The organism is Jejuia pallidilutea (genome assembly GCF_002973595.1).
GTDB lineage: Bacteria > Bacteroidota > Bacteroidia > Flavobacteriales > Flavobacteriaceae > Jejuia > Jejuia pallidilutea.
The window spans coordinates 25,354-48,082 of the sequence record NZ_PVEO01000014.1; the positions used below are offsets into that span (position 1 = coordinate 25,354).

Consider the following 22,729-nt stretch of genomic DNA (forward strand, 5'->3'; position numbering starts at 1 on the left):
TTAATTAAATCTCTGTACAACAAAATGGTTATAAATGCCTTTTTAGGTATTTTTAGAGAGAATTAAATAACAACAATGAAAAAAACAGCGTTTATAACAGGTGCCACAAGTGGTATTGGAGAAGCCACAGCTTATGAATTTGCCAAACATGGAATTAGATTAGTGTTATGCGGAAGACGGTTAAACCGATTAAAAACCATTAAAAATGCTTTAGAGCGTTTAACCGATGTGCACATTTTGAATTTTGATGTTAGAGATAAGGATGCTACCCTGCATGCTATTAATAACTTACCCGAAGCATTCAAACAAATTGATATTCTTATTAATAATGCAGGAAATGCGCATGGTTTAGACCCCATACAAACTGGTGATTTAGAGGATTGGGATGCCATGATGGATATTAATGTAAAAGGTCTACTTTATGTTAGCAAAGCGATTATACCACAAATGACAGCGCGTAAATCTGGGCATATTATTAACATTGGTTCTTCGGCAGGAAAAGAAGTATATCCTAAAGGCAATGTATATTGTGGTAGCAAACATGCGGTTTTAGCTATTACCGAAGGTATGCGCATAGATTTAAATCCGTTTGGTATAAAAGTAAGTGCCATAAACCCCGGACTGGTAGAAACCGAATTCTCCAAAGTACGTTTTAAGGGCGGAAAAGAGGCCGACAGTGTTTACAAAGGATTTAAAGCATTACAGGCGAAAGATGTTGCCGAAGTGATTTATTTTGCGGTAACACGACCTCCTCATGTAAACATTGCAGATGTTTTGATGTTTTGTACGGCACAAGCTAATAGTGTAACGGTAAAAAAGGAGTTTTAGATGGCAAAAAATATTACTTATTTATTGGGAGCCGGTGCAAGTTTTAATGCAATACCCGTAGTTGATGGAATACCTGATGCGTTGGATCATTTTGCAAACGAATTTAATCCTGGAAAAGCTTATCACAATTTTGCTCCAATAGAGTTTTCTGATGAAAAAAATCAAACAATAGTTAAACTTTTTTTATATCAGCACCAAAATGATGTGAAAACTTTACGGGAGTATCACTCAAAACTTAGAGACTTTTATAAAGATATAATATGGTTAAAGTCTGAAGCAAAAAAACACACTAGCATTGATACTTTTGCAAAAAAACTATACCTACAAGAGGATTTACCTAATCTAAAAAAACTAAAAACAATTTTATCATGCTTCTTCATTTTCTTGCAAACAAAAAAATTTGATAAAAGATATGATAGTCTTTTTGCATCGGTTCTTGATGACTTAAATAACCTTCCAGGTCAAATAAAATTGCTTTCTTGGAACTACGATTCTCAGTTGGAAATTGCACTTAGCAATTTTACCAATGACTCTATAAATGAAGCTAAGAAAAAACTTAAATTACATTCAAAAGGAGATATCATGTTCGACGCTTACGCTCCTAATGAATTTTGCGTTTATAAAATAAATGGAACTACCAATATTCAAAAAAGAGATTTTAATATTGATAACATTTTATCTGACTTTAAATCAAACAACACTTCAATAATAAAAACTTTTTTGGATTTACATGGAGAATTACAAAATTTCAAAAGCCAGCCTAATATGACATTTGCTTGGGAAGATTTTAATACAGAAAAAGGATTTTTCCCAAATTTAAGGCATTCTATTTCCGAAACCGAAATTTTGATTGTCATTGGTTACTCATTCCCTTTTTTTAATAGAAAGGTTGATAAATTTATCCTAGATTCAATGTCTAATTTGAAAAAAATTTATATCCAAGACCCAAACAACGCCAACGATATAATTGAAAAAATAAAAGATATGGTTCCTTGGCAAAAATCGTTTTTTAATTTAGGCAAACCTGATAAACCAGCAACATCGACTAAAGAAATAATTAAATTTATCCCTAAAACTTTCGTAGAGCAATTTTTCATCCCAGTAGAATTTTAAAATAGATTCCTGCCTTCGCAGGAATGACAGATATGATTAACAAACGCCTACTTATAAAACACCTTTTGGCTCATAATGATGAGAACAGCTTTTATGATAAAAAGCGAAAAATTGATATTGGCCAAAAAGAAGGTAAGGCTAAGTTTTTAAAGCATATCTGTGCTCTTTCTAACAGCAACCCAAAAAACAACTCCTACATAGTTATTGGTGTAGAAGATGAAGACAACACAATTGTTGGTGTAGATTTTTTTGATGATAGCAAAATTCAAAATCTCATAAATGCTTATTTAACCCATCCGCCCATTGTGCAATATGAAAACATACCGTTTCCACACCTCCCAGACGATAAAGTGGTAGGGCTTGTAACCATTAGGCCTACTGGAAAACTAACCTCGCTACGTAAAAATATCTGGAAGTATTACGGTGGATCTGTGTTTTTTCGCGATGGTAGTATAAGTATGCCCAAAGTGTTTGAAAGTGATATTGTTGATGTGAACTCTAAAATTGTAGAAGCTATTGAAAAAAATGCTCAAAACAATATAGAGCACACCCTTGATGGTGTGATGGATTTTATGAAAAAGCGCAAAGACTATAATGCACAATACAAAGTGTTTAAAGAATATTTTGTAGTGTGTTGGGCTGGACAAAAAAAAATTATAAAAAAGGAGACATTTTACTCTAGGGTGGATATAGAATTGATTAACGAACAGGTACGTTTATTTTTCTCTGCACTCGATGAGGTTTCTATAACGATTACCGATGATACTTTTGAAATTATTGAATATGTTAACCTAGGATTTCAAAAAAACCACAAATATTACCCATTAGAAGAAACTGTTATTAATTTTCAGGATAATGCCAGTTACACCATTGAAACCAAATTGTTATTTGAGCCTCCACAATTCAATAAAAAAACATTGTACCATATGTACAACAGCAATAATGCGCTTTTAGAAAAACTAAAAAAGGGGGTAACCTTAACTGAAAATGAAACTGTAGATTTAAACAATTTGCCATCTACATATCTTATTTGCTACCTTAACGATTTTGAAAACGCTATAGATAAGCTACAAGAAGCTAAACCTTTTTTAAAAACTCAAAATAATGGTGTTTATCTACTATATAAAGAAGCTATGCGGATTTTAAGGAAGGTAAAATACAATTAACATTTGTTAATAAATTTAACCATAATTTAACCTTCACATATGTTTATTTTCTGAAAAAGTATTATGTTTGCAACGCTATTAATCATTTTAATTAAACCTTGTGCTCCAAATCGAAACAGAGTCAAGGTTTTTTTATGCGCTTAATCTAACTTCAGTAAAATTAAGCCTCTGGGTTTTTCTCCCTAAAGTTTTTATAAAGTTTAAACCCTAACATTATAAGAATACCCAAAACCACAATACCAATAATACCCCATATCCAATTTATAGCACTTTTTAGGATAACTAAAAAAATAACTGCAAAGAGTATGAATGTGGCACCTTCGTTCCAAATACGCATGTAGCTGGATGTTTTTTTTACCTCATCATTCTGTAATTGTTTATAGTATTGATGCGTTTTTAAGTGATATATAAAAAGCAGCAGAATAAAGCCTATTTTTACTTGCATCCATGGCAGATAAAATAATGCAGGATTAATATAAAACAAACTTAATCCAAAAACTAGGGCTAAAATTGCCGAGGGCCATGTAATAATAAACCATAACCGTTTTGCCATTAGCTTAAGTTGTTTGCCTAAAATTTCTTTATCTGGTGATGGTTTTTGAAATGCTTCTATTTGATACACAAAAAGCCTTGGGATATAAAACAACCCTGCAAACCAAGTAATTACAAAAATAAGATGAAATGCTTTTAGATAGAAATATGCCATTATTTATCGATAAATAAATAGTTTAAATTTTTAGCATTAAACGCTTGGTTAAACGCCTTAATTTCGTTGCTTAACAACGCATTAAAAGTACTTAATTCTTTATTTATTTTTTGGGTAAGTTCATTTTTTACCGCAATATCTTGTTCGGTTGGCGCAAAATCGCCCATACTTACCAAGGCATTTAAGTGCCCTAATTTATTGGTAAGCCTAATTGGAAAATTAAGTGGGTCTTGTGCACTCTTATTTTTAGTTTGGTATAAGGCTTCTTCTATACTTTTAAAGTCTTTTTGTAATGCTTTTGCTTTATCTAGCAAATCTTTTACCGTGTTGTCGCCTTTATACTGCTTTTCAAAAGCTAAGAGCTGTTTGTTAATGTTTCTAATTTTTTTAATGGTTTTATGCGCCTTATCCATTGTATTATTTACATCTTTTATAAAATTAAATTGCGCTTGCATGTCGGCCAAATCGCTTTCTGCTCTTGGATCAGCAAGTATAGTAAATGGTTGCGACACGCTTTCTCCATTTTTATTTAAAGTTACTTTATAGCTTCCAGGAACAGCTTTAGGGCCATCTAAACTAGCCCACCATAAAATCATGCCTTCTAGTTTTTCGGTTCCTTCATACATCATATCCCATACAAATTGGTTTGCCCCTTTTTTTACCTCAAGTTTGTCTTTCTTTTTATTTGCTGTACTAAAGGTTTTAATAGTATCACCTTTCATATTAAAATACGTTAAAGACACCGTATCTTTCTGTTCATCGAAATCTTTAATATTAAAATACGTTACCACACCATTTGGATGGTTTGTACCTGAAGTTTTACTATTTTTTAATGTGCCCCCTCGCATTCTGTAAGCATCTTTTGGCTTAAACAATGTAAGTTGATTTGAATATTTAAGATCGTGTAACTGATGTAATACGGTTAAATCATCAAGTATCCACAAACTTCTACCTTGCGTTGCTACTATTAAACTATTATTTTTTATGGTGAGGTCTGTAATAGGTACTATAGGTAAATTTAACTGAAACGGTTTCCAGTTTTTGCCATCATCAAAAGAAATATACATTCCAGTTTCTGTACCAGCATAAAGCAAGCCTTTACGTTTAGGGTCTTCTCTTAAAACTCTTGTAAAATGTTCTGGAGCTATCCCGTTTGTAATTTTTGTCCACGATTTACCATAATTAGTAGTTTTATACAAATACGGTGTAAAATCGCCTGTTTTATATTTTGTACCAGCAACATAGCAAGTACCGGCATTAAAAACACTAGGTTCTATACTGTTTATCATCATCCAATCTGGCATACCTTTTGGCGTAACGTTCGTCCAATTTTTTCCACCATCTTGTGTTACGTGTATTAGTCCATCATCACTACCAACCCATAACAAACCTTCTTTTAAAGGAGACTCTTGGGCTGCAAAAATGGTACAATAATATTCCACAGATGTGTTATCTTGTGTAATTGGACCACCCGAAGATTTTAATTTTGAAGGATCATTTCTAGTTAAATCCGGACTAATAATTTCCCAGGATTGCCCTTCGTTTTCAGTAACATGTACATGTTGTGAAAACGTATATAAACGATTGGGATTATGTTTTGAAAATATAATAGGGAAATTCCACTGGAAACGATATTTCATACCTTCGGCACCGTGGCCCATGGGGTTATCTGGCCATACGTTGATAGCTCTAACGGTTCCTGTTTTATGGTTGAATCGGGTTAAATACCCGTCGTAACTCCCACCGTAAACAATGTCGTTATTTGTAGGGTCTATGGCTATATGCGCCGATTCTCCTCCTGCGGTTGGTTCCCAATCGTCTTCTGTAATACTTCTACCATCTGTTCTGTGGGCAATTCTAATTGTAGAATTATCTTGTTGTGCCGCATAAATACGAAATGGAAAATGGTTATCTGTAGTTACCCTATAAAACTGTGATGTGGGCTGATTGTAATATGTACTCCATGTTTCGCCACCATCGTAAGTTACTTGTGCGCCACCATCGTCTCCAATAATCATGCGGTTGGGGTTTTCTGGGGCTATCCATAAATCGTGGTGGTCTCCGTGTGGAGCGTTATAAGTGCTAAATGTTTGTCCTCCATCTGTACTTTTATGGTAACGTACATTTAAAACATACACCAAATCTACATCTTTAGTATCGGCATACACCCTAGTGTAGTACCATGCGCGCTGGCGTAGTTTACGTTCACTATTCACCTGTTTCCATGTGTCTCCACCATCATCACTTCTGTAAAGTCCTCCTTTTTCTTTGTTTTCTACTATAGCCCAAACACGTTGGTTATTAACAGGAGATACGGTTACACCAATAATACCCAAAGTATCGGTTGGAAAGCCTTCGTGTTTTGAAATCTCCGTCCAACTTTCGCCACTATCTGTACTTTTCCATAAGGCAGACCCTTCACCTCCAGAGCTCAAACTGTAAGGTGTACGCTGTACACACCATGTTGAGGCATATAAAATTCTTGGGTTTGTAGGATCCATAATTAAATCTACAACCCCAGCATGTGCATTAGAGAATAAGGTTTTTTTCCATGTTTTTCCTCCGTCTATACTTTTGTAAACCCCGCGCTCTTCGGTTGGTTTATAAATATTACCCAATACTCCTGCATATACAATATTTGAATTTGTAGGATGAATTGCTATTCTTGGAATATGTCTTGAGGTGTTCAATCCAGAATTCGTCCAAGTTTTACCTGCATCTACGCTTTTCCAAACACCGTAACCAGAAGATACGTTTCCTCTTACTGTTTTTTCGCCACCACCAACATACATTACGTTAGGATCTGATTTAGCGACGGATATAGCTCCTATACTCCCACCAAAAAAGCCATCGGAGATATTTTCCCAAGACCTTCCTCCATTAGTAGTTTTCCAAATACCTCCTCCTGTTGCACCAAAATAATAAAGATTTGGTTTGTTAGGAACACCCGTAACCGCAGCACTTCTACCGCCTCTAAAGGGGCCTAATAACCGGTATTGTAATGCATTATAGTTTGATTCATCAAAGGTTTGTGCTTGAAGTAATATTGAGTTTCCAAAGAAAAAAAAACATAAAATAACAGCAAATAATCTCATTATCGCAAGGGTTTTAATGTGAATATATAGATAGCCTAAATTTAAGCATAAATATTATTATGGTACCGTTGTGAGTAATTTTAACTTTACCTCGCGATGTAAAAAAATTGCTGTAACTATGGTAGACAGTACATCTGCAATAGGAAAAGATATCCAAACCCCTATTTCACCGTAAAATTTTGGCAAAATTAAAATTAGAGGAATAAAGAAAAAACCTTGTCTTGTAAGCGTTAATAGCAGTGCAGGAATTGCTTTTCCAACCGCTTGAAAATATGCTGCACCAATAAGTTGAATGGCTATAATAGGTGTTGCGGCAAACACCCAACGCATTGCCGAGGGTGTTTCTAAAATTACATTTTCGTCTTTGGTAAATAAACGGGTAATAGCTTCTGGAAACACCATTAAAAGCACAAACACTAAAGTGGCTAAACCAGATGCGTAAAGTATTGCCGTAATTATTGTTTTTCTAACACGATTAAATTTTGAAGCACCATAATTAAATCCTGCAATAGGTAAAAATCCTTGTGTAATACCATATACGGGAAATAGGGCAAACATTAACATACGCCCAACGATGGCATAGGCTGTAACAGAGGTTTCGCCACCTAAATCGAACAAAATATTATTCATAAATAAATATGTAATGCTCACTACGGCTTGTCGAGACAAGGTAACAAACCCCAAAGATCCAATTTCTGAAACAATATGTTTTTTAAGTGAAAAATGGCATTTTAGAAGTTTTAGTTCAGAATGTTTAGACAAGAAGAACCAAAGAATGAATGCAAAACACAACAAATAAGATCCTGTTGTAGCCCATGCAGCTCCTGCCATTCCCCAATCGAATACATTAATAAAAACATAATCTAAAAGTAAATTTCCAACCGATGGAATCATCATCGCATACATGGCAAATTTTGGTTTACCTTCAGCCCTAATTACAGTATTCCCCATCATGCAAAGTGCCAAGAAAGGTACTCCGTACAATACAATTCTATAATAAATAGTTGCTGGTTCTAAAATAGCACCTTTGCCACCAAATGCTGGAATAATACCATTTATAAACCATAATCCTAGAATTACCATAGTAACGGTAACCAACAAAGTAAGCGTAATTTGGTTCCCAAAGGTAATGCGGGCTTTTTTTATATTGTCGGCACCAAGTGCTCTAGAAATTATAGAAGATCCGCCAATACCAATCGCCATTCCTAATGCTGCAATAAAAAAAGATACAGGTAATACTACGTTTATAGCTGCTATTGCAATAGAACCAATCCATTGTCCAACAAAAATAGTGTCTACCAAAATGTTTAGCGACATTACCAATATTCCAATAGAAGCTGGAACAGCTTGCTTTATAAGAAGTTTGCCTATTGGCTGTGTGCCTAAATCTTGTGAGGAAACCTTAGCCATTAAACGGTTGCCGGCTTTTCGTCAACAGTCCATTCTTTTGCCATATTAGCAATTACTTGGGCAAAATCCTCACGGTCGTTTAAACATGGTATAACCGTAAATTGCTCGCCACCAACTTCGTGAAAAATCTCTTCCCCTTCCATAGCAATCTCTTCTAAAGTTTCTAAACAATCGCTAACAAATGCTGGAGTAACAATAGCCATTTTTTTTATGCCTTCTTTACCCATACGCTCTATAGTACGATCTGTGTAGGGCTGTAACCAAGGATCGAAACCAAGCCTAGATTGAAATGTAGTGGAATACGTGCCGTTTTTTAAGCCCAATTTTTTAGCAACATTAACGGTGGTAATTTCACATTGGTGACGGTAACAAAATTCATGTTGCGGACTCCCTTTTTTAAAGCAACATTTACCGTCCATTTTACAGTTTCCATTAGTAATATCACTTTTGCGGATATGGCGTTCTGGCACACCGTGGTAACTAAACAGAATATGCTCATAATCTAAACCATCTAGTTGTTCTGCAATACTTTTTGAAAGCACATTAATGTAATCTTGCCGTCCATAAAACGCAGGCGTTTGTGTAATTTTTAACTGAGGAAAGTGTGCAGCTACCAGTTCATCGACTTTCACATCAATAGTTTCGGTAGTTGCCATAGCAAATTGCGGATATAGCGGAATGGTTTTTATTTCGGTACACCCTTTATCTACCAATTCCTGTAGCCCTTTTTTAATCGTCATACTCCCATATCGCATGGCTAATGCCACAGGAATATCAAGCTTTTCTTGTACTTTTTCTTGAAGCCTTTCTGAAAGTACTATTAAAGGGGAGCCTTCGTCCCACCATATTTTTTTATATGCTTTGGCCGAAGCCTTGGGTCGAGTATTTAAAATAATACCTTTTACAAGTAAGTTTCTTGCCCAAAGCGGTACGTCTATAACACGTTCGTCCATTAAAAATTCACCCAAATATTTTTTCACATCTTTAGGTTCTGGGCTATCTGGAGAACCTAAATTAACTAGAAGAATGCCTTTCATAAATCTCTTTTTCTTTGCAATTATACAGGTTATCTTATATGTTATGCTTATTATTCTTTCTCTAACAAAGCTGTTCTTACAGCTTCTGGCACAATAGAGTTAACAAATGCAGCCATGTTTTTTTCATTGCTTAAAAATTTCCAACCGTCATACTGTGGATCATTAATAGCAAACATACTTGCATTGTTGTTTATTACTAGAGATGTTGTATCGGCATCAATAGTAACGTTTTCACTACCAAATTGAGCTGCCATGGTAGATTTCATTAATTCTAAATAATCGTTTTGCGCCTCTTTAGGTTTATCTTTTTCAGTTAAAAATATCATTCTCATTTTACTGTTGTAGTACACCACAGCGTAAGTAACATTATCTATTTTCTTAGTGTCGCTGATATTATTTACCGTATTTGAAATGAACTCAATCTTCATTTGGGGCGAATTAAACATTTGCTCCATTGCCGCTTTCATTTGTGCTTTTGGAGCCATATCGAACATTTTTGGATGCATATAATCTAAAACCCCATCAAGATTCATATTGGTCATATAATCGTAATAGGTTTGTGCTTCTTTTTCTATAGCTTCTGTTTGAGATTGCGAAAAACTTGAACATGTAATTAAAAAAGCGAGAACTAGTGTAGTAAAAAATTTCATTATAGTATTTGTTTATTGCAAAAATACGATACATATTTTACAATAGCGCTATTATTTACACGTTCACTCATTGATAAAATCTATGCGTTCATTTAGGGTATGTAACACCCTTTTTATTTCTATATTTATCAATTCAAAATTAAAATATGAAAAAATTACTGCTCCTGTTATCTGCTTCCATTTTCTACAATTTTTGTTTTTCTCAAGAAAAAAGTTTGCTCTGGGAAATTTCTGGTAACGGTTTACAACATCCATCTTACATTTACGGTACCATGCATGTAAGCAGTAAAGTTGCCTTTAGGCTAGACGATGTGTTTTACAAAGCCTTGAACAAAAGCGAATGTATTGCATTAGAATCTGATCCCACACAATGGCTAAAATTTATGCATGAAGATTTTGGGTTTAATTACAATATGGACAACTACATGCATGGGGATAATTTTTACGCAAACCTCTTTAGGTTATCTGCACTAGACCCCGTGCAAATACGTAGTGTTATTAGGTTTGATAATTATTTAATTAACAGTTACCTGTACCGGAAAAATTCTTACATTGATGATTTTGAAGAAGAAACATATCTAGATATGTTTATTTACCAAGCAGGCAGAAAAAACAACAAACCTGTAATTGGACTAGAAGATTTTAGGGAGTCGCGTTACCTAACCACTAAAGCTAGTTTTAATGTAAACAAGCGTAAACCAGATGATTGGTTTATAAAACTCATGGAGAAGAAAAACATGTTTATGTTTCAGGAAGACGTGTATCGCGAGCGAGATATTGAGTTATTAGATTCTATTGGAGCCGCCACAAACACCAAGTATTATAGAGAGCATATGCTTTTTAAACGTAATGCAAACATGGTGCATGTTTTAGACTCCTTAATGCACAAAAAAATTGTGTTCTCTGGTGTTGGGGCAGCACATCTTGGAGGCGAAAAAGGTATGCTACACATGTTACAAGAAAAAGGCTATACCGTAAAGCCTTTGGTATCTAAACAAACCAAATACGCTAAAGCAGAAAAAGACAAACTAGAGCAAAAATTTACCAATCCAGAACTCTTCCTACAATCTACTTCTGATGGATTTATTAGCATTAAAAGTTTTGATGAACTTAGAGAGTTTACCGCAGATGGCATAAAATACTATGTAGCGCCAGACATGACAAATGGTGCGTACTTAACCATAAATAGATTAAACACATTTGAGTATTTACCAAACCAAAATGACAAAGTAGATTTAACTTTTATAAAAAACCTATTATACGAAGATGTGCCAGGAACAATTATAGAAAAACAAGAATTTAAAACACCTTATCCAGGTATTAGCATTTTAAACAAAACAAAAAAAGGCGATTACCAAAAATACCATATCTATAAAACACCGTTAGAAATTATTGTAGTGAAATTTGGTGGCAAAAAAGATTTTGTAGTATTACATGAAGCTGAAATTTTTAACTCCATTCGTTTTAAGTCTGTAAACAATACTTCAACAACTTTTAAGGACCCTTACCAAAAATATGAGTTTGAATGTCCGGAATATTTTATTACTGCAAACCTTGAGCATACAGGAAAAAAATTAGTACAGGCATTGGGTAAAAACAACGATTTTTATTTCTTTATAGAATCTCCTCAACACGATGTAGAATATATTGAAGAAGATGCTTTTGAAGCTAAATACATCCATACAAGTTTTTATAAAAACCTAGATATAGACAATGTAGAAGTAAAAGCCAACAATACCATTTACAAAAGTTACCTGTCTCAAGTTGTTTTAGATTCTACAAGCCAAAATAAACTGTGGTTAAAATCTATTGTAAAAGATGGCAGTTACTATTTAATGGGCTATTATGGCGATGTAAAAGATAGAGCTACATCTTATTTTCAGTCTTTAAAATTCAAGAGCGCCACCTACGAAAGCTTTAAAACAGTTACCGATACATCACTGTATTTTACCGTAAAATCACCCATTAAAGCACCCTTGCCCTACAATGAGTTTTACAATAACTACAAGCGAAAAAAACCTTATGACGAAACTGAAAAAATTACAACATACACCACCAAGGCCAATGAGCAAGTTACAGTAAAACGTACCAAGTTTCACGACCTGAAAATGTATAAAAACGCAGATAGTTTATGGAATAAAATTAACAGAAAACAAGATTTTTTAGACCTTCCTGAACTAAATGAATCATCCCATGATAAAACACTTATAGCCTTGGCTGAAAATCGTTATAGTAACAATGGCTATAATTATTATACTTATAAACTAAGAGACTCTTTTAGTGTTAAGGAAATTTTAGTAAAATATATACAAAAAGAGGGCGTACTATATCAGTTAACTGCTTTAACAGATTCTATTAACAAACCCTCTCGTTTTTTAACTGAATTCTTTAATTCGTTTAAACCGATGGATACCCTTATGGGGAAAGCTATTTTTGAAGATAAAACCAACCTGTTTTTTAAGGCTCTAAAAAACAACGATAGTATTGTGTTAAATGGGTATACAGAACTAAAGTTTTCTAACAAACACACATCAAAAATTATTGATGTAATAGATAATTTTGAGTTTCCTGAAAACAAAACACAAATAAAATACTATTTACTTCGCGAGTTAATAACTAACGATAAAAGCCCGCGCGTTACTAATTTTGCAAAACAACTCTACGTAACGTCGTATTCAGAGCCTGCCATACAAGACATTATTTTAAATACCTTTTTTCAACGCAAGGATAAAGCCGCTTACGAATTTGTTTTAGAGTTGCTAAATACAGATTTACCTTTGGGTTCTAAAACACCATCTTTTTCTGTGTACAATACAAGTGCAGATTCTCTAAAAACAGTAAAAGTGCTATTTCCAGAGTTGCTAAATTTTTCAATAGTTGAAGACTATAAATCACCCATCTACAGCTTATTATCAAAATTACTTGATAGTAACATAGTAAAACCCAAGGTGTATAAAAAGTTTAAAAAGCAAATTATTAACGATGCCAAAATACAAATAAAACGTAGTTTAGGCAGCACGCAACGCTATTCTTACTCTTCCAGAAATAATTTTTCTTTAGATAGTTATGTGAAATTATTGTTTCCATACAGAGACGACAAGCATGTTAAGTTGTTTTACATAAGACTATTAGAAAGTGAAGATTTTGAAGCACTAACTACATATTATGTTCTGTTAAAGCATAAAAACGAGCCTATCTCAGAACAGCTAAAAGCCAAAACACTTTTAAATGAAGACGCGCAGTACAAGCTTATTGCGAAACTAAAAAAGCATAAACTTTTAAACGAAAAGGAAACCACCATTGTAGATTTAAAAACCTATGCAAAGTCTAAACTATTTGCTAACAGTTACTTTAAAGATGCTGATAATACAATTGAGTTTGTAGAAGAACAAACCTTTAAAACAGATAACGACACATCTATTCGGCTATTTTTATTTAAACGAACAGACAAAAGGCAACCAGAAGAAAATCAGTTTTTGCATGCCATAGCCTTTGAGGATACCAAAGGTAAAACCTTCAGGCTTACCCCTTATTTTATAGGTCTAAAAAATGGCATATCCATTTCAGGTTATAAAACAGAAAAGGATGTTACAGAAGATATTGTACTACAAATTAAACATAAAACAAGAAAGCGCATTAAGGTAAATATGTATTAAAGAACGGTATATTAGTTCCCTAGCTTTTGCTTTTTATCATATAATTCAGATCGGTCTTCTAGTGGGTTGCAATCTTGAAAAATACCACAAGACACGTTAGGTTTAGCTAAAGATTTTCCTTGTACAAGTTGTTTAGACAAGGCTTCTATTTTTGGGGTTAAATATTTCATCTCATTAAACTTACATAAATTATAGCTCTAACTTAAAGACATTACATATTTTTTTGGCGTGGTACCATATTTCTTTTTAAACGCCGCTATAAAATGGCTAGAAGTACTGTAACCTACTTTAAGGCCTACTTCATTTACATTATTATTGCCAGATTCTAGAAGCTTACGGGCAACTTCCATTTTGTAGTCAAACAAAAAACTAAATACAGAATCGCCGTAAATCTGCTTAAAGCCTTCTTTTAATTTTTTAATATTTAATCCTATTTCATCGGCTAACTCTTGTAATGTAGGTGGTTCTGCCATTCGCGAAACAATAATATCTTTGGCTTTTCGTATTTTAATAACGTTAGCTTCATCTACTAAAAACGGGCATTGCTCTACATTGGCATCTTCACTTCTATTAAAATACAAACTCAGCAGCTCATACGCTTTTGCCTTAAAGTATAATTGCTTTATGGATGAATTTAAACTGTAATTAATTAATTGATTTAGTACGATAGCCATCGATGGGCTAATTACACCATCGTTATAATACTTTTTGTCTTTGTTTTCAGAATTTAAAAATGAAATATAATCAGCCTCCTGCGAAAATAAGCCATGAAATTTTTTAATGGATATTAAAATTGAAACTATCCAAGAATTAGGGGCTACCTGAAGATTTATAGGCAATTCTTGTTGCGGATTATACAACAGTAACGAATTCTCTTCATGAATATCTAAACTGTAACGGCCTTGATTAAATACAAATTTAGTAGCTCCCTTGATACAAAAATGAAATTGAATAAACATACTATCTATTTCTTTTGCAACACTTTGGGCGACACTTTCATCGTTTTTAAACATTAAAACCAAAAAACCATCATCAACGTTAGTCTCCTCAAAAGTACTTTTAGCGATACTTTTTATATTATTTTCCATGTTCATTTTTTCTTTTATTTAGATTTATTCTAAATTAAAACATTCGAAACCACCAAATACACCGCTAAAATATGACATTTATCATATTTTTTCTAGAAAATAGTTTAAAAAACCACAAACGATATTAAAAGTTCTTTCAGCGTTACTTTTTTATTATCAATCCCTTTACATTTGTGTGGCAATTTCAGGTATAGCAATGCAAAAGTACAACATATCACGTAGTAACTACTTTTATGCCATTGGCTTAAGTTATAAAAAAGCCGATGCAGATATAAGAGGTCGCTTTAGTTTAGACGACGACTCTAAGCATAAATTATTACAACAAGCCAAAGACAATGGTATAGAAAGTTTAATTGTTACTTCTACTTGTAACCGTACCGAAATTTATGGTTTTGCCCAACACCCTTACCAACTTATAGAATTGCTTTGCGATAATACAAACGGTACTGTTGAAGAATTTCGCGATGTAGCTTACATCTATAAAAATAAAGAGGCTATAGCGCACATGTTTCGTGTTGGTTCTGGTTTAGACAGCCAAATTCTTGGTGATTTCGAAATTATAAGTCAGCTAAAAGTAAGCAGTAAGCTATCTAGAAAATACGGCTTACTAAACCATTTTTCCGAACGCTTGGTAAATGCAGTAATTCAGGCAAGTAAACGCATTAAAACAGAAACTAACATTTCTTCGGGTGCCACATCGGTATCTTTTGCCTCGGTACAATATATCTTTAACAATGTTGAAGATGTTTCCAACAAAGATATTTTATTGTTCGGAACAGGAAAAATAGGAAGAAATACCTGTGAAAATTTAGTAAAACATACCGAAAACGAACATATTACCTTAATTAACAGAACTAAGGACAAAGCCGAACGAATTGCTGGTAAGTTTAATTTGGTAGTTAAAGATTACGCAAATTTACAGGAAGAAATTAGCACATCGGATATATTAATAGTGGCTACTGGCGCACAACGCCCCACTATAGACAAACATATTATACAGAGTAAAAAACCACTTTTAATTCTAGATTTATCTATTCCAAAAAATGTTAATGAGAACGTTAAGGAACTTAAAAATGTTACATTAGTGCATTTAGACGATTTATCTAAAATTACAGATGAAACCTTAGAAAAACGCAAATCGCACATTCCATTAGCTGAAGCTATTATTGAAGACGTTAAAGCAGAATTTAACAGTTGGTTAGAAACCAGAAAGTTTGCACCAACTATAAAAGCTTTGAAACATAAATTAACTGATTTTGCTACAGCAGAATTGGATACCCAGCGTAAAAAGTTAACAGACTTTAACGAAGAACAGGCAGCAATAATAAGTAATAAAATCATTCAAAAAATTACCAATCATTTTGCGCATCATTTAAAAGATGACGATGTATCTACAGATGATAGCCTAGAACTTATTAAAAAAGTATTTCAGCTAGAAGAACCTCAAAAAACAAATGTCTAAAACCATAAGAATTGGTACTCGCGATAGTGAATTAGCACTATGGCAAGCCAAAATAGTACAAAGTTTACTCGAGAAAGAAGGCCACAAAACAGAGTTAGTTCCGGTAAAATCTACAGGCGATTTAGTACTAGACAAACCACTTTACGAACTAGGAATTACAGGTATTTTTACACGAACGCTCGATATTGCCATGTTAAACCATGATATTGATATTGCAGTACATTCCCTAAAAGATGTACCTACAGTATTACCAAAAGGCATTATACAAGCAGCTGTTTTAAAACGCGGCAATGTTAACGATACACTGGTATTTAAAAATAACGAGGAGTTTTTAAGTGCCAAAAATGCAGTAATAGCCACTGGAAGCTTGCGCAGAAAAGCACAATGGCTAAACAGGTACCCAACCCATACCATTACAGATTTACGAGGTAATGTAAATTCGCGTTTACAAAAACTACAAGATAACGATTGGAATGGTGCAATTTTTGCTGCAGCAGGTATTGGTAGAATTGGCATTAGACCCGAAGAGGCTATAAATTTAGATTGGATGATTCCTGCTCCGGCACAAGGCGCCATTATGATTACAGCTTTAGAAGACGATGAATTTGTAAAAGAAGCCTGTGCTACCTTAAACCACGAAGAAACCGAAATTTGTACCACTATTGAACGTAAGTTTTTAAACCGTTTAGAAGGTGGTTGTACAGCACCAATAGGCGCTCTGGCCTATATTAAGGATGAAGAAGTACATTTTAAAGGTGTGCTTTTAAGTAAAGATGGTTCTAAGAAAATTCAAGTAGAACGTTCTGAAAAGCTGGGTAAACACAACAATTTAGCAATATATTGCGCAGATTATGTAATTGAACGCGGTGGAAAACGTTTAATGGACGAGATAAAATACTCGCACAAAATTACCAACGTAGTTTCAACCAAGAAATTAACAGAAGACCAAAAAAAGCTATTTCACGAAAAGGTAGTATCTAAAAGCGAGGATTTTATAAAAATTAACCTTAATAGAATTCGTCCACAAGTTTTAAAGACTGAAATTGAGAATGTTATAATTACTAGTAAAAATGCTGTTGAAGCTTTGGTTACAAATTATTCGGCAGCAGAGTTACAATTTAAAAATATTTATTGTGTTGGACGGCGCACTAAACGACTAATTGAAAACAGAATAGGCAAAGTAAAATACACTGCTAAAAATGCCAAGGCATTAGCAGAACATCTTATTCAATACATAGAAGGTACGGAAGTAACCTATTTTTGTAGTGATATTAGGTTAGATGCATTACCTACCATTTTAACCGAAAACAATATTAAAGTAAACGAAGTTGAAGCCTACCAAACAAAATATGATGGTTTTAAGGTTGATGAAGCGGTAGAAAGCGTTATGTTTTACAGCCCTTCAACCGTAGAAAGTTTTGTGCGTAGTAATAATGTTGAAATTATTGCTTTTTGTATAGGGGAAACCACGGCTAAAGAAGCCAATAAACACTTTAAAGATGTTAGGGTGGCGAAAGTACCAACTGTGGAGAGTGTGATTGAGTTGGTGAATGAACATTATGTGTGATAATAGCTATTAGCCTTTAGCTCTTAGCTGTTGGCGCCACTGTTATGAATACAAAACTAAAACCAAAGGCTAATAGCTAAAGGCCAAAAGCTAGATAGAATGAGGGGTTTTAGAAAACTTTAAATCTGGAAGAACGGGATTGAACTTGTAAAACAGGTATATCAATTATCTGATAAATTACCATCTGAAGAGAAGTTTGGTTTACGAAGTCAGATTACAAGAGCATCGGTATCCGTTCCTTCAAATATAGCTGAAGGTTATAGCAGAAATAGTGAGGTTGAGTTTAAACGTTTTCTTGAAATAGCAATAGGTTCACTCTTCGAAGTGGAAACACAACTTGTTATCGCACAAGAATTAAAATTTATAGAAGAAAAAGAACTAGAAATTATTTTTACTTTAATCCAAAAAGAAGCAAGAATGATAAATAGTTTAATAAATAAAATCAAAAATAGTTAATGCTTTTTAGCCAACAGCTAAAGGCCAATAGCTAACAGCCAATTATGAAGAACGATTTATTTTTAAGAGCATTAAAAGGAGAAACTGTAAACCGTCCACCAGTTTGGATGATGCGTCAAGCAGGACGTTACCTGCCAGAATTTATGGAAATAAAGGCAAAGTACGATTTCTTTACACGTTGCCAAACACCAGAATTAGCAAGCGAAATTACAGTACAACCTATTAGAAGATACGGTATGGATGCCGCAATTCTATTCAGTGATATTTTGGTAATTCCACAAGCCATGAATATCGAGGTACAGATGAAACCTAATTTTGGACCGTATTTACCAAATCCTGTGCGCTCACAAAAAGATGTAGATAATGTTATTGTTCCCGATGTTAAAGAGGAACTCAACTATGTATATGAAGCGATTAAAGTCACCAAAGAAAAGCTTAATGATGAAATTCCGCTAATAGGTTTTGCAGGTTCACCTTGGACTATTTTATGTTATTGCGTGCAAGGACAAGGCAGTAAAAATTTCGATAAAGCCAAAGAATTTTGCTTTACAAACCCTATAGCAGCACACCAATTATTACAGAAAATTACAGATACCACTATTGCCTATCTAAAAGAAAAAGTAAAAGCAGGATGTAACGCTGTTCAAGTATTCGATTCGTGGGGCGGCATGCTCTCGCCAGTCGATTATCAAGAATTTTCGTGGCAATACATCCAGCAAATTATTAATGCCTTAAAGGACGATGCGCCTGTTATCGCTTTCGGTAAAGGCTGCTGGTTTGCACTTAGCGAAATGGCAAAATCTGGCGCTGCAGCTTTAGGTGTAGACTGGACTTGCTCCCCTAAAAACGCACGTTATTTAACTGGTGGCAACATAACGCTACAAGGTAATTTCGACCCAACGCGTTTATTTTCACCACCCGCAGAAATCAAGAAAATGGTACACCAAATGATTAACGAATTTGGTAAAGACAAATACATCGTAAACCTTGGTCATGGTATTTTACCCAACATTGGCTTAGATAATGCCAAGGCGTTTATCGATGCCGTTAAGGAATACGGAAATTAAAATATTTCGGGCGTTACCTACTTTTTGTGTAACATTAGGTTTAAAAAGTAAACTAATTGCTGTAAAAAAGTAGGTCGGGCTTTCAGGAGTCGCTCCCTCCTACGTCGGGGAGCTTCAACAAATCCTTCAATCCCTAACGCAAAATGAAGGTTATGATAAAAAACATCATTTCAGGAATTAAAGCATACTTCGGTGCTTTCAGTTTAATTTCAAAATTAAAACTCTGGACCTATTTTGCTATTCCTATGGGTATCAGTTTTATTACTGCCGTTGTCATTTTTGGTTCTGCTTACGGTTTATCAGATAATATTGGTGGTTTTATTGCTAAAATTTGGATTTGGGATTGGGGTAAAGACACCTTTTCGTCCATTAGTAATTTTATAGGCGGACTTATTATTATAGTTATCGGTCTTATCCTGTTTAAACACATCATAATGGCACTATCAGCACCATTCATGAGTCCTGTTTCAGAAAAAATAGAAGCGTATTTTACAGGCAATCCACCACATTCTCATAGAAACACCACTTTTTTGCAGCAATTGGTTCGGGGTATAAAAATTAATGGTAGGAATTTATTCATGGAGTTACTACTAACAATACCTATTCTACTTTTAAAACTCATTCCAGTTGTTAATATATTTTCAACCATTTTGTTATTTATGGTGCAAGCCTATTATGCAGGTTTTGGTAATATGGATTATACGTTAGAACGCCACTATCAATACAAAGAAAGTCTACAATTTGTACGCAAACATCGTGGGTTAGCTATTGGTAACGGTATTGTGTTTATTCTGTTTTTATTAATTCCAGTAATTGGTGTTATTTTAGTGTTGCCATTATCGGTAACCGCAGCTTCAACTAGAACGGTAGAAGCGCTTCAACTTAAAAACAAACCTGTGCATGCAGCTTAATTTTGGTTCATATTCTATTGTCCCAATACACCCAAAAGACGCATGGAACATCTGTAACTTTGCTGTAGCCAATGAAAATCGATTAAAACGTTATTTCCCAAAAACATTAGAACAAAATTTAACCCCTGATTTATCTAATATTTTCGTTGAAAAAAAGGTAAAACAATTTGAATTAAAAGAAGAGTTTTTATTCACTTTAAGAGAAAACAAATCTAATAAATTGGTTGGTTTAATTTACATAAAGGAGCTAGATTGGACTAAAAAACAAGGCGAATTTGCCTATTGTATTGATTATAATGTTGAAGGCAAAGGCATCATGACGGAAGCTATTCAGCAACTATCAGAATATGCTTTTAAAAATTTAGGCATAGAAACACTTCAAATTATTGTACACAAAAGTAATATAGGGAGTGTAAAAGTTGCTGATAATTGTAATTTCACATATATTAAAACATTAAAAAACGAACATACACCTCCGGGAGAAGAGCCTCTAAACATGGAGTTGTATGAGCTTTATAAAGAGATAGAATAGATGAAAGATACATTTTACAAATACATCCAAAACCTGCAAGACCGTATTACTGCTAAACTGGAAGCCATTGATGGAAAAGCCAAGTTTCAACAAGATATTTGGAAACGACCAGAAGGTGGCGGCGGACGCACCCGAGTTATTGAAAACGGTAACGTTTTTGAAAAAGGGGGCGTAAATATTTCTGGTGTTCATGGTAAATTGCCTGAATCTATGCAAACCTATTTTAAAGTGGGCGATGTCGATTTTTTTGCCTGTGGACTGAGTTTGGTGTTGCATCCAAAAAACCCAATGGTGCCAACCGTTCATGCCAATTGGCGGTACTTTGAAATGTATAACGACAATGGAAATATTATTGATAGTTGGTTTGGTGGCGGACAAGATTTAACGCCCTATTACCTGTTTGAAGAAGACGCAAAACACTTTCATCAAACCTGTAAAACTGCTTGCGACAAACATAATCCTGAGTTTTATCCAACTTACAAAAAACGTTGTGATGAGTACTTTTACAACGCACATAGAAACGAAGGCAGAGGCATAGGCGGACTGTTTTTCGATTATTGTAAAGCTTCAGAAACCATGACCATGGAAAATTGGTATAACTTTGTAACCGAAGTAGGCGATAGTTTCTTGGAAGCTTACGTGCCTATTGTTGAAAAGCGTAAAAATTTACCATACACAGAAACACAACGTAATTGGCAAGAAATCCGTCGTGGACGCTACGTTGAATTTAATTTAGTGCATGATAAAGGCACACTTTTCGGACTAAAAACAAACGGACGTATTGAAAGTATTTTAATGAGTTTACCACCGCATGTGCAATGGGTGTACGATCATCATCCAGAAGCTGGAAGCGACGAAGAAAAATTAATTAACGTTTTGCAAAATCCTGTAGATTGGGTTTAACTTTGTCATTCAGAACGAAGTGAAGAATCTCAGAATCCTAGATTCTTCGTTTTACTCAGAATAACATAAAATAATAACTATGTTCCCATTAAGAAGAAATAGAAGATTAAGAACCAACGAAGCCATTCGCTCCCTAGTTCGTGAAACTATAATATCGCCAAACGACTTTTTAGTACCGCTTTTTGTGGTTGAAGGTAAAGGCATTAAAGATGAAATTCCATCAATGCCCAACTACTTTCGTTACAGTTTAGATTTATTGGAAGGTGAGGTAAAAGAACTTTGGAAATTAGGTTTAAAATCGGTATTACTTTTTGTGAAAGTACCCGATAATTTAAAAGATAATAAAGGTGCTGAAGCTTTAAATCCCAACGGCTTAATGCAGCGCGCTATTAAAACCGTAAAAAATGCATGCCCTGATATGTTGGTGATGACGGATGTAGCACTCGACCCTTATTCAGCTTATGGACATGATGGTATTGTTGAAAACGGACAAATCAATAACGATAAAACTGCTGGGTTTTTAGCAGAAATGAGTGTTTCGCACGCCCAAGCTGGCGCCAATTTTGTTGCACCAAGTGATATGATGGATGGGCGAATTTTAACCATTCGTGAGGCTTTAGAAGATGAAGGCTTTATTAATACAGGAATTATGAGTTACTCTGCAAAATATGCTTCGGCGTTTTACGGGCCTTTTCGCGATGCACTAGACTCTGCACCTGTGGATTTGGTAGATATTCCGAAAGACAAAAAAACCTATCAAATGGATTATGGCAACCGTTTAGAAGCTATTAAGGAAACCGAAATGGATATTATTGAAGGTGCAGATATTGTTATGGTAAAACCAGGTTTGTGCTACTTAGATATTGTACGTGATATTAAAAACGAAATTGATGTACCCGTGGCTGTTTATCAAGTTTCTGGCGAATATGCCATGTTAAAAGCTGCTGCTGAAAAAGGATGGCTAGACCATGATGCTGTAATGATGGAGCAAGTTACCGCCATAAAACGTGCTGGCGCAGATATTATAGCAAGTTATTTTGCCAAAGATGTTGTAAAATTGATTTCGTAAATTAGCCATCAAC

At 34.3% G+C, this 22,729-nt stretch carries 19 protein-coding genes; 12 read left to right on the forward strand and 7 right to left on the reverse strand.

Annotation, left to right across the window (positions count from 1 at the left end):
* The first annotated feature begins 75 nt into the window (after positions 1 to 75).
* Genes CLV33_RS16235 through CLV33_RS16245 form a run of 3 tightly spaced genes read left to right on the forward strand, consistent with a single transcriptional unit; the run spans position 76 to position 3,107 of the window.
* A complete protein-coding gene (locus tag CLV33_RS16235) occupies positions 76 to 828 on the forward strand; it encodes an SDR family NAD(P)-dependent oxidoreductase (RefSeq protein WP_105474762.1) in 753 nt (250 codons plus the stop codon).
* Positions 829 to 1,941 (forward strand): hypothetical protein, encoded by a 1,113-nt coding sequence (locus CLV33_RS16240; RefSeq protein ID WP_105474763.1) that lies wholly within the window; start codon positions 829 to 831, stop codon positions 1,939 to 1,941. It abuts the gene before it with no gap.
* Positions 1,942 to 1,973: 32 nt separating this feature from the next.
* Positions 1,974 to 3,107: an ATP-binding protein gene (locus CLV33_RS16245; protein WP_105474777.1), complete on the forward strand. Its 1,134-nt coding sequence runs from the start codon at positions 1,974 to 1,976 to the stop codon at positions 3,105 to 3,107.
* Positions 3,108 to 3,267: 160 nt separating this feature from the next.
* On the opposite strand, the gene CLV33_RS16250 is transcribed toward CLV33_RS16245, so the two are convergent.
* The 5 genes from CLV33_RS16250 to CLV33_RS16270 are packed head-to-tail and all read right to left on the reverse strand — an operon-like array spanning position 3,268 to position 10,005.
* Complete coding sequence (locus CLV33_RS16250) at positions 3,268 to 3,813, reverse strand: CopD family protein (protein ID WP_042239941.1); 546 nt, start codon at positions 3,811 to 3,813, stop codon at positions 3,268 to 3,270.
* Entirely contained in the window at positions 3,813 to 6,908 is a 3,096-nt protein-coding gene (locus tag CLV33_RS16255; protein ID WP_105474764.1) for a VPS10 domain-containing protein, read from the reverse strand. Before CLV33_RS16255 ends, CLV33_RS16250 begins: the two co-directional genes overlap by 1 nt.
* Positions 6,909 to 6,965: 57 nt before the next feature.
* Entirely contained in the window at positions 6,966 to 8,318 is a 1,353-nt protein-coding gene (locus CLV33_RS16260) for an MATE family efflux transporter (RefSeq protein WP_042239944.1), read from the reverse strand.
* Complete coding sequence (gene hemH, locus CLV33_RS16265) at positions 8,318 to 9,355, reverse strand: ferrochelatase (RefSeq protein ID WP_105474765.1); 1,038 nt, start codon at positions 9,353 to 9,355, stop codon at positions 8,318 to 8,320. The genes CLV33_RS16260 and hemH overlap by 1 nt, the downstream gene beginning before the upstream one ends.
* A 50-nt stretch (positions 9,356 to 9,405) precedes the next feature.
* Positions 9,406 to 10,005: a hypothetical protein gene (locus CLV33_RS16270; RefSeq protein ID WP_105474766.1), complete on the reverse strand. Its 600-nt coding sequence runs from the start codon at positions 10,003 to 10,005 to the stop codon at positions 9,406 to 9,408.
* A 146-nt stretch (positions 10,006 to 10,151) separates the two neighbouring features.
* Here CLV33_RS16270 and CLV33_RS16275 point away from each other — a divergent pair, with 146 nt between their 5' ends.
* On the forward strand, positions 10,152 to 13,661 hold the full coding sequence (locus CLV33_RS16275) for a TraB/GumN family protein (RefSeq protein WP_105474767.1): 3,510 nt from the start codon (positions 10,152 to 10,154) through the stop codon (positions 13,659 to 13,661).
* 11 nt (positions 13,662 to 13,672) lie between these two features.
* On the opposite strand, the gene CLV33_RS17575 is transcribed toward CLV33_RS16275, so the two are convergent.
* A complete protein-coding gene (locus tag CLV33_RS17575) occupies positions 13,673 to 13,831 on the reverse strand; it encodes a hypothetical protein (RefSeq protein ID WP_170064033.1) in 159 nt (52 codons plus the stop codon).
* Positions 13,832 to 13,858: 27 nt separating this feature from the next.
* Entirely contained in the window at positions 13,859 to 14,749 is an 891-nt protein-coding gene (locus CLV33_RS16280) for a helix-turn-helix transcriptional regulator (RefSeq protein ID WP_105474778.1), read from the reverse strand.
* 196 nt (positions 14,750 to 14,945) lie between these two features.
* On the opposite strand from CLV33_RS16280, the gene hemA reads away from it, so the two are divergent.
* The 8 genes from hemA (at position 14,946) to hemB (ending at position 22,716) form a co-directional block, all read left to right on the forward strand.
* On the forward strand, positions 14,946 to 16,211 hold the full coding sequence (gene hemA, locus CLV33_RS16285) for a glutamyl-tRNA reductase (RefSeq protein WP_042240632.1): 1,266 nt from the start codon (positions 14,946 to 14,948) through the stop codon (positions 16,209 to 16,211).
* Positions 16,204 to 17,778 carry a hydroxymethylbilane synthase gene (gene hemC, locus CLV33_RS16290; RefSeq protein WP_105474768.1) on the forward strand — a complete coding sequence of 525 codons (1,575 nt, stop codon included), beginning with the start codon at positions 16,204 to 16,206 and terminating at the stop codon, positions 17,776 to 17,778. Before hemA ends, hemC begins: the two co-directional genes overlap by 8 nt.
* A gap of 138 nt (positions 17,779 to 17,916) precedes the next feature.
* A complete protein-coding gene (locus CLV33_RS16295; protein ID WP_244906450.1) occupies positions 17,917 to 18,234 on the forward strand; it encodes a four helix bundle protein in 318 nt (105 codons plus the stop codon).
* Positions 18,235 to 18,275: 41 nt separating this feature from the next.
* Positions 18,276 to 19,301 (forward strand): uroporphyrinogen decarboxylase, encoded by a 1,026-nt coding sequence (gene hemE / locus CLV33_RS16300; protein WP_105474769.1) that lies wholly within the window; start codon positions 18,276 to 18,278, stop codon positions 19,299 to 19,301.
* A 152-nt stretch (positions 19,302 to 19,453) separates the two neighbouring features.
* On the forward strand, positions 19,454 to 20,212 hold the full coding sequence (locus CLV33_RS16305; RefSeq protein WP_105474779.1) for an EI24 domain-containing protein: 759 nt from the start codon (positions 19,454 to 19,456) through the stop codon (positions 20,210 to 20,212).
* A complete protein-coding gene (locus CLV33_RS16310) occupies positions 20,202 to 20,744 on the forward strand; it encodes a GNAT family N-acetyltransferase (RefSeq protein WP_105474770.1) in 543 nt (180 codons plus the stop codon). Before CLV33_RS16305 ends, CLV33_RS16310 begins: the two co-directional genes overlap by 11 nt.
* Complete coding sequence (gene hemF, locus CLV33_RS16315; protein WP_105474771.1) at positions 20,745 to 21,647, forward strand: oxygen-dependent coproporphyrinogen oxidase; 903 nt, start codon at positions 20,745 to 20,747, stop codon at positions 21,645 to 21,647.
* A gap of 79 nt (positions 21,648 to 21,726) precedes the next feature.
* A complete protein-coding gene (gene hemB / locus CLV33_RS16320) occupies positions 21,727 to 22,716 on the forward strand; it encodes a porphobilinogen synthase (RefSeq protein WP_105474772.1) in 990 nt (329 codons plus the stop codon).
* Positions 22,717 to 22,729 lie beyond the last annotated feature (13 nt).